The sequence below is a fragment of the Ohtaekwangia sp. genome, from assembly GCF_036568665.1.
Lineage (GTDB): Bacteria > Bacteroidota > Bacteroidia > Cytophagales > Cyclobacteriaceae > Ohtaekwangia.
Map to the genome: position 1 here is coordinate 20,594 of NZ_DATCSD010000353.1, position 14,687 is coordinate 35,280.

Annotated in this window: 17 protein-coding genes; 7 read left to right on the forward strand and 10 right to left on the reverse strand. The window is 43.5% G+C overall.

From position 1 onward, the window contains the following. Positions 1 to 79: 79 nt before the first annotated feature. The 7 genes from dnaJ to VIN08_RS20140 form a co-directional block, all read right to left on the reverse strand. Positions 80 to 1,201, reverse strand: a complete 1,122-nt coding sequence (gene dnaJ, locus VIN08_RS20110) for a molecular chaperone DnaJ (RefSeq protein ID WP_331968844.1) — start codon at positions 1,199 to 1,201, stop codon at positions 80 to 82. A gap of 42 nt (positions 1,202 to 1,243) precedes the next feature. Continuing rightward, positions 1,244 to 1,804: a nucleotide exchange factor GrpE gene (locus VIN08_RS20115; RefSeq protein WP_331968847.1), complete on the reverse strand. Its 561-nt coding sequence runs from the start codon at positions 1,802 to 1,804 to the stop codon at positions 1,244 to 1,246. A gap of 131 nt (positions 1,805 to 1,935) precedes the next feature. Beyond that, entirely contained in the window at positions 1,936 to 2,925 is a 990-nt protein-coding gene (gene obgE / locus VIN08_RS20120) for a GTPase ObgE (protein WP_331968850.1), read from the reverse strand. 14 nt (positions 2,926 to 2,939) lie between these two features. Next, positions 2,940 to 3,521, reverse strand: a complete 582-nt coding sequence (locus VIN08_RS20125; protein ID WP_331968853.1) for an adenylate kinase — start codon at positions 3,519 to 3,521, stop codon at positions 2,940 to 2,942. 103 nt (positions 3,522 to 3,624) lie between these two features. Then, a complete protein-coding gene (hpt, locus tag VIN08_RS20130) occupies positions 3,625 to 4,188 on the reverse strand; it encodes a hypoxanthine phosphoribosyltransferase (protein ID WP_331968856.1) in 564 nt (187 codons plus the stop codon). Positions 4,189 to 4,266: 78 nt separating this feature from the next. Continuing rightward, positions 4,267 to 4,872 (reverse strand): DUF1287 domain-containing protein, encoded by a 606-nt coding sequence (locus VIN08_RS20135; RefSeq protein WP_331968859.1) that lies wholly within the window; start codon positions 4,870 to 4,872, stop codon positions 4,267 to 4,269. Then, on the reverse strand, positions 4,862 to 6,220 hold the full coding sequence (locus VIN08_RS20140; protein WP_331968862.1) for a Gfo/Idh/MocA family protein: 1,359 nt from the start codon (positions 6,218 to 6,220) through the stop codon (positions 4,862 to 4,864). The genes VIN08_RS20135 and VIN08_RS20140 overlap by 11 nt, the downstream gene beginning before the upstream one ends. Positions 6,221 to 6,380: 160 nt before the next feature. On the opposite strand from VIN08_RS20140, the gene VIN08_RS20145 reads away from it, so the two are divergent. Then, a complete protein-coding gene (locus tag VIN08_RS20145) occupies positions 6,381 to 6,830 on the forward strand; it encodes a Uma2 family endonuclease (protein WP_331968865.1) in 450 nt (149 codons plus the stop codon). 2 nt (positions 6,831 to 6,832) lie between these two features. On the opposite strand, the gene VIN08_RS20150 is transcribed toward VIN08_RS20145, so the two are convergent. Next, positions 6,833 to 7,744 (reverse strand): aminopeptidase, encoded by a 912-nt coding sequence (locus VIN08_RS20150; protein ID WP_331968867.1) that lies wholly within the window; start codon positions 7,742 to 7,744, stop codon positions 6,833 to 6,835. A 286-nt stretch (positions 7,745 to 8,030) separates the two neighbouring features. Between VIN08_RS20150 and upp the strand changes: the two genes are divergently transcribed. Further along, positions 8,031 to 8,675 (forward strand): uracil phosphoribosyltransferase, encoded by a 645-nt coding sequence (upp, locus tag VIN08_RS20155; RefSeq protein WP_331968870.1) that lies wholly within the window; start codon positions 8,031 to 8,033, stop codon positions 8,673 to 8,675. Between the two features lie 103 nt (positions 8,676 to 8,778). Further along, positions 8,779 to 9,189: a hypothetical protein gene (locus tag VIN08_RS20160; protein ID WP_331968873.1), complete on the forward strand. Its 411-nt coding sequence runs from the start codon at positions 8,779 to 8,781 to the stop codon at positions 9,187 to 9,189. A 110-nt stretch (positions 9,190 to 9,299) separates the two neighbouring features. On the opposite strand, the gene sdaAA is transcribed toward VIN08_RS20160, so the two are convergent. Next, positions 9,300 to 10,205: an L-serine ammonia-lyase, iron-sulfur-dependent, subunit alpha gene (gene sdaAA, locus VIN08_RS20165; protein WP_331968875.1), complete on the reverse strand. Its 906-nt coding sequence runs from the start codon at positions 10,203 to 10,205 to the stop codon at positions 9,300 to 9,302. Between the two features lie 153 nt (positions 10,206 to 10,358). On the opposite strand from sdaAA, the gene VIN08_RS20170 reads away from it, so the two are divergent. Together VIN08_RS20170 and VIN08_RS20175 are read left to right on the forward strand one after the other, a co-directional pair. Further along, entirely contained in the window at positions 10,359 to 10,784 is a 426-nt protein-coding gene (locus tag VIN08_RS20170) for a DUF3299 domain-containing protein (RefSeq protein WP_331968878.1), read from the forward strand. A gap of 25 nt (positions 10,785 to 10,809) precedes the next feature. Then, complete coding sequence (locus VIN08_RS20175; RefSeq protein WP_331968881.1) at positions 10,810 to 12,177, forward strand: M28 family peptidase; 1,368 nt, start codon at positions 10,810 to 10,812, stop codon at positions 12,175 to 12,177. Between the two features lie 3 nt (positions 12,178 to 12,180). Here the strand turns inward: VIN08_RS20175 and VIN08_RS20180 are convergent, their stop codons facing one another. Beyond that, positions 12,181 to 13,038 (reverse strand): caspase family protein, encoded by an 858-nt coding sequence (locus tag VIN08_RS20180; RefSeq protein ID WP_331968884.1) that lies wholly within the window; start codon positions 13,036 to 13,038, stop codon positions 12,181 to 12,183. A 172-nt stretch (positions 13,039 to 13,210) separates the two neighbouring features. On the opposite strand from VIN08_RS20180, the gene VIN08_RS20185 reads away from it, so the two are divergent. Then, positions 13,211 to 14,077: a hypothetical protein gene (locus VIN08_RS20185; protein WP_331968887.1), complete on the forward strand. Its 867-nt coding sequence runs from the start codon at positions 13,211 to 13,213 to the stop codon at positions 14,075 to 14,077. An 11-nt stretch (positions 14,078 to 14,088) separates the two neighbouring features. Beyond that, a partial coding sequence (locus VIN08_RS20190; RefSeq protein WP_331968889.1) for an IPT/TIG domain-containing protein occupies positions 14,089 to 14,687 on the forward strand: 599 nt, incomplete at its 3' end.

The window sequence follows — 14,687 nt, forward strand, 5'->3', positions numbered from 1 at the left end:
GTTAAACACGATATTAAACAAAAATTCCCCACCTTAGCTAGCTACTAAAACGGGGAATGGGGAGAAATGGATAATATTTTTAATTAAAATATTCTTTCATGCGCTCAAAAAAGCCTTTTTCTCCTGCCTCAGGGTGCGGCTGAAAATTGGGGGAGTCGCGCAGACTCTCCAGTTTTGCTTTTTCTTCTGATGTCAGTTTTTTAGGCGTCCAGACATTTACGTAAATCAACTGGTCGCCAATTTCGTAGCCGTTGACATCTTTTAGTCCTTTACCGCGGAGTCGAAGGATCTTTCCGCTTTGTGTACCCGGATCGATCTTGATTTTTACTTTGCCCGTAACAGAAGGAACTTCAACCGAAGTGCCCAGCGCGGCATCAATAACACTTATATAGAGTTCGTATATAAGATTATTGCCATCGCGCTTCAGGTGCTTGTCTTCCTGTTCTTCGATCAGAATCAGCAAATCACCTGCAACACCACCCGGAGCTTCGTTTCCTTTTCCTGACATAGCGAGTTGCATGCCTTCGCTTACACCAGCCGGAATTTTTACGCTGAGAACTTCTTCTTTTGAAACAAGCCCTGAGTTGTCTACACCTGCAGGACGTTTATCTATGATCTGGCCGGAACCATCGCAGGCAGAGCAAGTAGTTGCTGATACCATTTGGCCCAGCATGGTATTGACCACTTTCTTGAGCTGACCGGTACCATGACAGGTAGGGCAGGTTTTGAAAGTTACTCCTTCCGCTCTTACAAGGCGATTTACCTTTAATTTCTTTTCAACACCATTGGCAATTTCGTCCAATGAAAGTTTTAGTTTGATGCGGAGGTTGGTGCCTTTTCGCTGGCGTCTTCCCCCGGAAGCATTGCCTCCTCCGAAGAAGCTATCAAACGGACTTCCTCCTCCGAAAATATCTCCGAACTGACTGAAGATATCTTCCATGTTCATGTGATGACCACCGTAACCACCGCCATTGCCAGGCATGGAATGTCCGTAGCGATCGTACTTGGCACGTTTGTCGGCATCGCTTAATATCTCGTAGGCTTCTGCAGCTTCCTTGAATTTTTCTTCTGCTTCCTTGTTGCCGGGATTTTTATCCGGGTGGAATTGGATCGCTACTTTCCGGTAAGCTTTCTTGATCTCCTCCTGTGTAGCGCCTTTGCTTACACCCAGTATCTCGTAAAAATCTCTTTTGGTAGACATGTGTTAAGTATTGTTGAAAGTGTAACGTGCAGAAGTGCAGGCTTAACTGCCCACAACAACTTTAGCAAAACGAATCACTTTGTCGTTGAGTAAATATCCTTTTTCAACTACATCCACGATCTTGCCCTTCAGCTTTTCATCGGGTGCCGGAATTTGTGTGATGGCCTCGTGCAAGTCCGGATTAAATTCCGAACCAGCGCCTGCTTCCATTACTTTTACTCCGGATTGATCAAGTATCTTTTTGAATTTAGTATAGATCAGAAAAATTCCTTCGAGGTCTTTTGATTCTGTTCCCTTGAAAGCTTTCTCTGCTCTTTCGAAATCATCGGCTACAGGAAGCAACGCTTTAATCAGTTGCTCGTTGGCCGACTGGATCATCTCCAGTTTTTCTTTGGATGTTCTGCGTCTGAAATTTTCAAACTCAGAATACAACCTCAGATATTTATCTTTTTGTTCAGCAAGTTCGCTTTGCAGTTTTGACTCATTCTGGCTTTCGCTTTCTTTCACTTCTGGCTTTACGTCAGGAGTTTCGTTAGCAGGCAGATTGTCAGCAACTGCTTCGTTGTTTTCTGAAAGTATTTCTTCGTTTTGATTCATAGCCATTTCTTCACCTTTTTGGTTCTCGGATCTTATTTACTGGTTAGGTCAGAGCGCAAATGTCAACAATTTTGCCAAAGGTATTTTAATGCCAAACTGACATTTATAAAGATGCCTGGCCACTGTTGTTGAAATGATCAGTGAAGATTTTTCCAGATCAGATCTTTTAATTCTACAATGCCCTGGTTGGTAACAGAAGAGATAAAGATCGTAGGCAGATCGGTAGGAAGTTCGCGTTTCATTTCGGCCTTCAGTTCATCATCCAGCATATCAGATTTTGAAACTGCGAGCAATCGTTTTTTATCCAGTAACTCCGGATTGTATTTGTTCAATTCATTCAACAGTATATTATACTCTGTCTTAATATCGCGCGAGTCTGCGGGGATAAGAAACAGTAGTAATGAATTTCGTTCGATGTGTCGCAGAAAGCGAATACCAAGTCCGCGGCCTTCTGCAGCGCCCTCAATAATTCCGGGAATATCGGCCATTACAAAAGAGCGTTCATCACGATAGGATACAACGCCCAGGTTAGGCGTCAGCGTTGTAAAAGGATAATCAGCAATTTTAGGTTTAGCTGCCGATACAACAGAAAGTAAAGTTGATTTGCCGGCATTCGGAAAACCTACCAAACCAACATCGGCCAGTAATTTTAATTCCAGCACCACCCACTCTTCAACACCACGTTCGCCGGGCTGTGCATATTGCGGAGCCTGATGTGTAGAGGTAGCGAAGAATGCATTGCCCTTTCCTCCGCGACCACCGGGAGTCAGAATAAATTCCTGGCCATCTTCGGTTATCTCACAACGCACCTGGCCTGTTTCAGCATCGCGTGCTACGGTGCCGAGCGGCACAGGTATAATTTCATCTTTACCATCAGCACCGGTTCTGTCCTGCTCTTCGCCCGGATTACCGTTGGTGGCAATAACATGTTTACGATACTTCAAATGAAGCAACGTCCAGTGCTGAGAGTCTCCGCGCAGAATTATGTGTCCACCTCGACCACCATTACCGCCATCAGGACCACCTTTCTGAATAAATTTTTCGCGATGAAAATGTAAACATCCTGCACCACCGTGGCCAGAGCGGGAACAAAATTTAACGTAGTCGATGAAATTGGGAGCAGACACGCGCGTAGTATAGATTATGCTAATAAGCTCTTGTCGATCTCGCGGCAGATGTTCTTGAAGATCTCTTCAATATCACCCACACCGATAACAGAAGCGTACTTGTTATGGTCTTTATAATATTTTGCTACCGCTACAGTTTCAGCTTTATATACTGCAATACGGTTTTCAATTACTTCCGGCTTTGCATCGTCCGGACGATTTTCTTTCGCAGCTCGATCGGCCAGACGAGTTTTTAATTCTTCTTCCGGAACTACTAATTCGATCAATACTTTTATAGGAGCTTTCTTGGAGTCAAGAAGTTTATCCAAAGCCTCAGCCTGCGGGATAGTACGCGGGAAACCATCGAAAATTATTCCCGAAATATTTCCACTGTTTTTGATCTTATCATCCACCATGTCAATCACTACCTGGTCGGGTACAAGATTACCTTTATCCATGTAGCCTTTGGCAAGCTGACCGAGCGGTGTTCCTTCTTTCAAATGCTTACGGAAAAGATCTCCGGTTGAAATGTGTGTGAGCGAATACTTCTCAATGATCTTGGTGCTCTGGGTACCTTTGCCTGCGCCCGGAGGGCCAAAGAGAATAATGTTAATCATTTCTACTTTACGGTTTTGGTGATTGAGATGGGTTTTTGGATTTTGTTTAGCTGACGAAGATAAGGAATCAGAAATCGATTTACGATCCGGTACTATCGATTTTTTATACTGCCTCTGTTGGTGGTGCGCTGTTTGCAGCCGGCAGAGCTCTATAAATTTCTTTCAGATTCCGGCCCAGGCCGTCATAATCCAAGCCGTAGCCCACTACAAATTCGTGGTCTATTTCAAATCCTACATATTTTACATTGATCATTTTATCGCGGGCCGGTTGCTTGCGCAGCAGCGAAATTACTTCTACCGATTTTGTTCCGAGGCCCTTCAACTCTTCAATGATTTTTTGAAGGGTGAGACCAGTATCCACTATATCTTCCACCAGAATAACATCCTGGTTGAATAAACTTGCTTCAAGACCTATTAATGTTTTAAGCTGGCCAGAGGAACTAACGGCACCGCCATACGAAGAAACTTTTACAAACGATACCTTGCACGGTACTTCTATTTGCTTGATCAGGTCTGCAGCAAAAATAAACGAGCCGTTCAATATCGGTAAAAATACAGGCTGCTTGTCTTTATAGTCAGCATTGATCTGCTCGGCCAGGGTTCTGATCTTATCCTGGATTTTGGATTTATTGATAAACTGCTTAAACTGTAAATCTTTAATCTGCATAGCCGTCCCTTTGGTTAAGGGAGCGCAAAGATAAAAGAATTTAGGAGTTCGGATTCCAGAATTTCTAATTCTCTGAAATCAACGGATATAGCGATGATGACCTATGATGGTGTATTGAAATAAACAATCTGATATTTCCTGACCTCGCCCTATATTATGTACAATGAGATGTCGTTGATTGTCGGACGATCGCTGATCGATCACGATACCAATATGCGTAATTCCACCGCCTAAATCCCACGACACTATATCTCCGGGTTTATAATCTTCGGCAGCCTGAGAAATCTTTAGTGTATTGCCATGACGCGAAAAGAATGTCATGAGGTTGGGCACGCGTCTGTGATCGATGTTTGTATCTGTTGACCGGAGTCCCCATTTGGCTGGATATACCTTAAAGTTCTTTGCCATATCTTCATGTACTTCCTTTTGCAGATCAATGCCCAGTTTACGATAAGCGCGTATAACTACATCGGTACAAACACCTCTGTCTGCAGGAACATCGCCATTGGGATATGGAATGGAGAAATACGTTGGATCGTATGTTACAGATTGTTTCGTCAGTTCTATAGCAGCGGCACACAAGCGCTGAGAAAAAGTCTTTTGAGCAATACTGGTATTGAAAGGTAATACCAGTATTGCAATCAATAACATGCGAACCATTACAGGCTTATAATCAATATGCATCCGTCAAGGCAAATTCATTTTTACGATACATCCACTTGCCTTGTGTGAAGTCAGGAAACTCAACGGTTTCTCCCCCGAGTCTGATCGAAGTTTCGGAGAGTGGTGTGATAGCGCTCCACGTTACAGCATCATATACATCCTGAGGTGTATTTACTTTTCGTTTCACGGCTTCAACAAAAGCATTTAATACAAACCAGTCCATGCCACCATGACCAGCACCGGCAGCATCGTTACCGTATTTTTTCCAGAGAGGATGATCATACTTCTCCAGCCATTCATTGGCACTGTCCCACTGATGGGGATTTTTACTCTTGCCTTCTATATAGACAGACTTGTTTACATCCATCCATATACCCTCTGTGCCCTGCACGCGAAAACCCAGTGAATAAGGTCTCGGTAAATTTGTGTCGTGTTGCAATAATATAGTTTCTCCCTTTGCGCACTTGATCATCGTAGTAACAATGTCGCCAAGTTTGAATTCAACTTTTGTGTTCGGGTGATTTTCTCCGCCTACTTTTTTAATGTAATCATGCAAGCCTCTTGATTTAGTTGAGTAAGAAACCAACTCGGTAAAGCGATTGCCGCGATTGATGTCAATCATCATGGCAACCGGCCCAACACCATGGGTAGGATAAAGATCGCCATTACGATTAACCGAGTGCAGCGTTCGCCAGCTTGCTTCTGAAAATCCCTTTTCACCAAACTCAACTCCACCACCGTATGGATTTTTTCCATCGTTGAATTTTACTTCGCGCAAGTCATGTTGGTAGCCGCCTTGCAAGTGAATAATCTCGCCAAATATATTCTGGCGCACCATATTCAATACAGCCATCACATCTCTTCTATAGCAAACATTTTCCAGCATCATCAACGGCATGCCTGTACGTTCGGAAGTATGCACAAGCTCCCAGCATTCTTCAACCGACATGCCGGTAATCACTTCACATCCTACATATTTTTTGGCGTTCATCGCATCGATACACATTACCGTGTGCCATTCCCACGGTGTAGCAATGATCACTGCATCGATGTCTTTATTTTCCAGTAATTTTTTATATCCGTATGGGCCCTCGAGAATAATCTGCGGCATAGGTTTTCCGGATTGTTTTACCAGTTCCTTGCTCATGTCGATCATGCGCTGCTGAATATCGCAGAGCGCCACTACTTCTATATCATTTCTTCTTAGAGCGAGTTCAAGATGATTTTGTCCGCGAAGGCCAACACCGATAAAGCCCAGTCGTACTTTTTGTTCTTTATCTTTTGCAGTGGCCATAGACTCTGGTAACATAGATAGGCCAACGCCAGCAAGCGCTGCTGTTTTGATAAAATCTCTTCGCGTAGTTGTCATAGTATATAGTTCAAGGTTTGGACCGATAAATTCTGGAAACAAAACTGACCGTGCAAGGGGTTTTATGTTTAAATTTGAAAAGATGAACGACCTGTTGTCACATCCACCCAAAACCATAATGGAAGTATATAAACAGCTTCCTGAACGTTAGCAGAATTAATTGAAGGAAGTATTTATATGTCGCCATCTCTCATCCGGTTCGCATCAGCGAATTGTAGCAATTCTGTCTTCTAAAATGATTCTCTTTACAGAGGAAACAAAAACGGGCGAAGTTTACGTAGCTCCTTTTGATGTTTACCTGGATGAGCATCTGAATGCAGTTCAGCCAGATATAGTATTTGTCTCAGCGAGCAGACTTTCTATTATCGAGAGACACATTCATGGTGTGCCCGATCTTATCGTGGAGGTACTGTCAGAAGGAAATGAGAATCATGACAAGATCAGAAAGAAAAAACTATACGAACAATTCGGAGTAAAGGAATATTGGATCATCGATCCGGAAACCAAAGAAGCTACCGGATACTCCTTGAACGATAATCAATACCAGGAAATAGATAGGTCTCTCGGTAAAATTACTTCACGGATATTGAATTATACTTTCGATTTCTAGCATCAAAGATCTTTCATCAGCCAGCTATAGAGCTCAATCATACTCTTGATGTCGTGAGTATGTACACGTTCATCTGGTGTATGCGGATTGTGTTGAGGCGCACCAACAAAACACCAGTCGAACGGATAGGGAGAAACTTGTAATTCTCTTCCATCGCTGGAGCCCATGCCTTCCACTTCGAGTTGAAAATCTACCTTATGTTTTTTTGCAATAGCAATAATCTTATCAATAAAACTTTTGCGCGGAATGTTACGATCCCGCATCGAGATTACAACACCTTTGCCATGATCTACACCATCGGATACCCACGTGATGTCTGATACCAACGCCTGCTTTATACTCCACTGCTCATATATAAATTTTGCCAGGTATGGCACGGAGCCGCCTCCGTGTTCCTCCCACGTGCTGAATACAATAACACCATCCTTCAAGGTTTCGGCAACCTTTAATGCATTATATACTCCGAGGCGATTGTCGAGATACGCAGATTGTATATAATTTTTATCCGCGCGAAAATTTACTTTGTAGGTTAACTCGGTGCCGCGATCTATCTGCCTGCCGAATTTATAAAACGCGTGATTCTCTTTATCAAATTCAAGTTCGCATTCAATAGGACCGAGGCTGTCTTCTCCCACAAGCTTTGTTCCCATCTCGGCATCCGGACTGCCAATGGGTAAAAGCTGATTGAAATAGCGCACAGTAAAACCAATGCTATCAATATGCGCAAAGATGGCTGTGCGGGGTTTGCCAAATTTCAGAATAATGTTATCCTGAAACTCATCGCCATGATACACGGTAGGCTTTACCTTCCAGTTCTTTTTTTCTTTGGTAATATATTTCAGTAAAAATTCTTTCATGCGAACTTCGTTTCCGGAGGGCGCATGTACTTCGCAAAGTTGTTTGAGTAATTTCATAGGTAAAAATCGGAAAGTTTGGAAGTCTGAAAGACCGAAAGCGGTGTTCGTTCTGCAGACTCATTCCTTCCTTTATATTTATAGATATCTATTTATATTATACAGTAAATCCATCCTGGCGTGCTATAGGAATACTTGCTACCACATCTTTCTGACTTTCGGTCTTTCGACTCTCTTTCTTAATCCAGCACTGGCCTTTCAACTCCCATACATTTATTTTAATTCACCTGTATGATAGTTCTTCTGCAACTTTATTCTAAATTTTGATTAGAAAAAAGTGACACTTATGGTTTTTAACCTTAGCGAGCAAAACTCGGTAGCTAATCAATTTATTCTGGAGCTGAGAGACAAGACGCTGCAGCAAGATCGCATGCGCTTTCGCAAGAATATGGAGCGACTTGGTGAAATTATGGCGTATGAGGTTTCGAAGAAGTTTCAATATACCACCCGCATTATTGAAACACCATTGGGTAAATCGCGCATCAATGTGTTTAAGCATCAACCTTTACTGATAACAATTCTCCGCGCAGGCTTCCCATACTTTCAAGGCTTTATTAATTTTTTTGATCAGGCTGAGGCCGGTTTTGTCGGGGCTTACAGACGCGAAAGCTTGCACGAGATAACAATAAAACTGGATTATGTTTCGACCCCTTATTTGCAAGGACGTGAAGTAATTCTGATCGATCCGATGTTGGCAACCGGCAAATCTATAATGGATTCTGTAGAACAGCTCTTAAAACGAGGCACTCCCGAACATTTGCATATTGTTTCGCTGGTGGCAGCTCCGGAGGGAATAAAATTTGTAACACAACATGTAAATATACCTTATTCACTTTGGACGTGTGCGATAGATGAACATCTCAATGAACAGTTTTATATAGTTCCCGGCCTCGGTGATGCCGGAGATCTAAGCTACGGCTCGAAGATTTAGATTTACAGGAACATTAATTAGCTGAATACCAAAACAACCTCTATACGTATATAGCTCCATGTTGGAAGAGATCCTCAAAGCAATACCGGTTTACTTTTCGAGCATGCTCAAATTTATATTTGGTCCGCTTGCAGGATATACCGCTAACCTTACACTGGCTACTACCATTCTGGCAACTGTGGCGGGTATGATGACCGTTGTATTTGCTTTTGCTTTCTTCGGAGAATTTCTGCGCACCAGGATTGTAGATAAATTTTTTGCCAAGAGAAAACGCTTCTCCGATCGCAACAGGAAATTTGTAGGCATCTGGAAAAAATATGGCTTACCTGGTGTCGCGGCCCTTACACCAGTTTTTCTCACGCCTATAGGAGGCACATTACTCGCCTTGAGCTTCGGTGCACCCCGCAATAAACTTATCCTATATATGTTTATCAGCGCGGCCGTATGGTCGGTAATCTTTAGCAGCGCTATTTACTTCTTCGGGAACGAAGTACTGCCCGATGCTATAAAATAGCTTTTACCGCACTTCATCTGCCTCAAATTACTTCCGATAGCTATCGGGACGCGGCAAAACAAAATAGCTAAGTATATATCTGTGAAATTTCTGTGAGGTCTGTGGGAAAATTATTTCACATCTTCATCCGGCAGCATCTCTATCGTGTGGATCAAAACTTTTCTCGCTATAGCTTGCCCGGTTTTAGTAGCGGCTAATCCTCCGAGTGCAGTTTCTTTATAGCGCGTTTCCATACTCGATCCAATTTCGCCCATCGCTTCAATCACTTCGTCTACCGGTATAACACTGCTTACACTGGCAAGCGCAATTTGTGCGGAGCTGTTGGCAATAGCAGCGGCACTGGCGTTACGTACCACACACGGTATCTCAACAAGTCCTGCAACGGGGTCGCACACCAGCCCCAGCATACACTGTACTGTTATAGCCACACCGTTAAATATCTGGTCTATATCTCCGCCTAAACAATATACTATAGCTCCTGCTCCCATGGCAGCAGCTGTTCCTGTTTCGGCCTGGCAACCACCAACAGCACCTGCTATAGATGCTTTCTGTTCCATGATGAGTGCTATACCAGCAGCGATCAGCATTGCTTCGAGTATTTTCTCGTCATCGATCTGATGTATCTCTTGTAAAGTATATAATACTCCCGGCATAATGCCGCTGGCACCGGCAGTAGGTGCAGCCACAACTCTGCCCATACACGAATTTACTTCTTTGGCTGCGAGCGCCCGTGCTATAAGCTGTTGAAACTCTTTGGATATAACAGCAGTAGGGTAGCGGTATACTTTCTTTGCACCGTTGTTGATCATGCCCGAGCGCGAAGTCATATCTTCTTCGAGGCCCGTGCGCACAGCTTCCTTCATCACCTGCCATGCATTGGCGAGACCATCCCATGTATCTTTTTCACTTCTGTTTTTTTGGGTGCGTTCATACTCCAGCACAATCTGGTGGAGCGGCATGTTGTGTTGTATGCTGTACTGTTTCCAGTTTTCGAATGAGTCAAAAAGAAAGGCCATACATGGTACGGTTTAGATGGATGCGAAATTCGATGTTTAGAACTTGCTGAACAAATGCGTATGCATCTATTGAAAACGATTTACGGGAATAATCAGTTCAAAAATGTAAGCGGTATACCGTTCATCAAAACTTATGATTATACTTGGAGCCTCATGAAAAAAAGTCTTTTCATTATTCTGCTACTCTTGTCGCCACACGTGTTTGCACAGGAACAGAATTTCTGGCAGGTGCTGGCGCAGGTTGGTTTTGAAAATAAGAAAGACAAGAACGGTTATGAGGTGGAGGTACCTGTTTTCAGCAAGCATCTGAAAACTTTCAATGGTAAAAAGATACGACTGCAAGGGTATATAATTCCGCTCGAAGAAATGGGCGGGCAAGGTAAGTTTATGCTTTCTGCCTGGCCGTTTAATCTGTGCTTCTTCTGTGGTGCAGCAGGTCCGGAAACAGTAGTGGAAGTAGAAACTACTCAGAAAATAAAATTTACCACGAAGCAGATTGTGATGGAGGGCATCCTGATTTTGAACGACAGCAATCCTGATCATCACATGTATATATTAAAGTCGGCTACACTAATCTAACTACTACATCAATCTATATACCTATATGCGAATAGTTTTGCTATGCCTGTTTGTGATATGTTACTCGGCAGCATATTCACAATCCAATGATGCTTCGGCTATTAAACAAATTTACAGCGAAGAGCTGTCGAGAGGGAAAAGTTATTCCATGCTCGAGTATCTAACCACTACTATAGGCGCGCGCCTCAGTGGTTCACCCGGTGCAGCGGCTGCTGTAGAGTGGGGGCGACACGAGCTCGATAATTTTACAGACTCTGTTTTTCTTCAACCGGTAATGGTACCACACTGGATCCGCGGACAAAAAGAAGTTGGTCGTGTTATCAACTCCAAGAAAAGAGGTGTAGTAGAAATGAATGTATGTGCCTTGGGTATGTCTGTAGGTACTGGGCCTTCCGGAGTAACGGGCAGCATTGTAGAGGTAAAGAGCTTTGATGAACTGAAACAACTGGGAGAAAAAAATGTAAAAGGGAAGATCGTGTTCTTTAATCGTCCGATGGACCCTAGCAAGTTCAATACGTTTGAGGCGTATGGCGGTGCCGTTGAGCAGCGCGCACTGGGCCCATCAGAAGCAGCCAAGTATGGAGCAACCGGTGTTATCGTTCGTTCCATGGGGTTGAACCAGGAAGATTATCCCCACACCGGAGGTCTTCGCTATACAGTAAATATAGCCAAGCTCCCGGCTATTGCTATCAGCACGAAGCATGCTGACCTGTTGAGTAAAATTCTGAAAGAAGAGAAAGATATACAGTTCTACTTTGAAACACACTGCGAAACTTTGCCCGATGCACCTTCCTATAATGTTGTAGCGGAGATTAAAGGATCAGAATTTCCCAATGAAATTATTGTAGTGGGTGGTCACCTGGACTCATGGGATCTGGCTCAAGGCGCGCATGATGATGGTGCCGGTTGTGTACAGTCGATGGAAGTGCTCAGACTTTTTAAAGTGATTGGCTATAAACCCAAACGCACTATTCGTGTAGTGTTGTTTATGAATGAGGAGAATGGTTTGCGTGGCGGTCTTGAATATGCACGCCAGGCAGAGCTGAAAAAAGAAAAACATATAGCAGCTGTTGAGTCAGACGATGGAGGATTTACTCCTCGTGGCTTTACCATGACGGCAACCGAAGCGGTGCGTACAAAAATCAAAAGCTGGAAGCCACTGCTGGAACCTTATGGATTATATAGTTTTGATAACGAAGGAGGCGGAGCAGATATAGGACCGTTGCAGGCGCAAGGGGTACCGATCATCGGATTTTTGCCTGACTCACAACGTTACTTTGATTATCACCATACACAGGAAGATACGATAGATAAAGTAAGCAAGCGTGAGCTGGAACTCGGTGCCGCGTCTATGGCATCGCTGATATACCTGATCGATCAGTACGGTCTATAAAAATTATTTGATTGTAAAGAAGAAATCGCCTGTAAGCGAATTGTTCTCCCACGGAATCTGTCGTCCGGCGGATTCCGTGGATACATCAATCCTCACCTTCTTAAAAACTTCTTCCAACGTAAGGTCGGGTGCATTTATATACTTCAGCAGTTTCGAGGTATATAGCCCGTTTCTTCCCTCACCATCCGAAGCTACATCGCCCGGTGCTGTAGCAAACGCAATGATCGATCCTTGTTTAGCTCCTTTCGGTGGATCCATCCTGGTTATACCTTTTTCATCCGAGCGCGAAAAACTCCTGAATGGATTATTACGACAGGCATCGAGTATAATTACATTGATGCGATTGTTGGAGTACTCCATCACCCGCAATATAGCAGAAGCACTGATGCACTCCTCGGCCACCTCGGCTTTCATTTCAATGTTGGCATCGATGGGCACCAGGTAATTTACACCATCAACCTGTATACCGTGGCCGGAGTAATAAAACAATCCTACGCCACCTTCGCTTATCTCGCTGCCAAATTCCCGAATGGCATCACGCATATCGGCACGACTGGCATTCTGTTTCAGAATTACTTTAAATCCTTTTTCACTGAGAGCTGTGGCTATATCCAGCGCATCGTTCACAGCATTTTTTAGCGGACCGTTTTTATAGTTGCCGTTACCAATGATCAGCGCAGTTTTCTTTTCGTTCTTGTAAAACTCCAGGCTGGTAGTAATAGAAATGGATGAAGTAGTGGCGGTATCTTTTACGGGCACAATATTAAAGGTGGCAGGTTTACTTTGGCCTTTAATAATCTGCTGGGCAATAGTATTGCCTGCGATTGCAATGTAAAAAGTGATAAGAAGGAATCGTAACATGAGAGGGTAATGTTAGCGCCCTGCTCGCAAAGCATTAACAGGCTTTACTTATCAAAGACAAGCCTATAGGCTGTTGCCTGCAGTGTGCAGTAAATTTTCAATATGAAATTTACTAAAATCATTTTTTACAAACCCTCAAATGGCGTAACTTTAAATAACCCTCTCTGTTTGTATGAAAACTATTCTGCCTGTACTTACCTGCGTCATGGCTTTTATAGTCTGTAGTGCGCATGCGCAGCGCTTAACCAACATTATACCACAGGCTGTTGGCACGAAGATCATTGTTCATTATAACATCGAAGATTTTAAAGAAGATCAGTTATTTGAAGTGGCCTTGTATTGTTCTAAAGATCAATATGCACAGGAGCTTCGTCATGTAAGTGGTAACGGGGTAGGCAATGCGGTAACGCCCGGAACGGATCGCGTAATAATCTGGGATGTGCTGAAAGATGTAAACGCCTTTGTGGGGGAGTATATATTTGAAGTGCGAGCACTCATTAAATCGAAAGTATCAGAAATGAATTCTGCTGTTGTGATGATCAATCGCAGTGTAGCCGTTACCAGTAAAGATGAAGCTTACCCGGAGATCTCGAATACACTTACCGACTATATCAATGAAGCGAAAGATCTGAAAGATGCTTTTCAGTTTTTAATTCCGCAGGCGCTGGAGAGCAGGCAGGCATTGGGTAAACTTACCGATGCGATGGAACAGTATAACCGTGCTTTCGAAAAACTTAATAAAGAAAGACTCACGTATGAGAAATATGTTAGCATGTTTTGGAAGCGCGATGTTACTACGCTCGAGTTTAAAAGTTTAATGGACTATGCCTTGGGCGAAACGCATAGTGTAAATATTCTCACGCTCAATCAAAAAGTATCAACCATTAATGATATCGTCAATAACCGCGTGAAGCGGCCGAATGAAGTAAAGCGTGAATTAACCAAAGATATAGGCGAAGAAGTGATCAGGCTGGATAAGCGATTGCAGGAACTGGAGCGAAGGGCCAATCGGATTTTATACGACTTAAGTCAGGATTAACGATAAAAGTCATGAAGCATTACAAGATCCTCTCTCCAATAGTATTACTATGGGCTGTTATAGCATTGTCTACCTGCAGCGAACCCGAGAAAGCAAAGCCGGAGATTACACAACTGGTGCCAGCCGAAGGCCAGGTGGGCGATGAAGTATATATACAGGGAACAAACTTCGCTACAGCTTCGGTGGTGTTATTCGGTACAACGGAATCATCTATCGTAACAAAAACCGATACAGAAATGCTTACGGTGGTGCCAGCCGGTTTACCTCCGGGCAACACAACGGTAGCGGTAGTGGCCGATGGCGGTACCTCTGCTACTATGTCGTTCACAGTACTCGAAACAAAGCCGGTGGATCCGAAAACAGACCCGATCATTGATGAGGTAGTGGCGACTAAAAATATAACGGATCAGCTATTGCTGCTCCGCGGTAAAAATTTCTCTACGGCCACCAAGGTAATGTTTGGCGGTACACAGGCAGATATAGCGACCGCTACCAGTAAAGTAGTTACAGTAATTATACCTTCCGATCTGGCAGTGGGTAACTATTCGGTGAAAGTAAAAACATCGGTAGGTATATCAGAAGGAAAAACTTTTGAAGTGGTGAGTACACA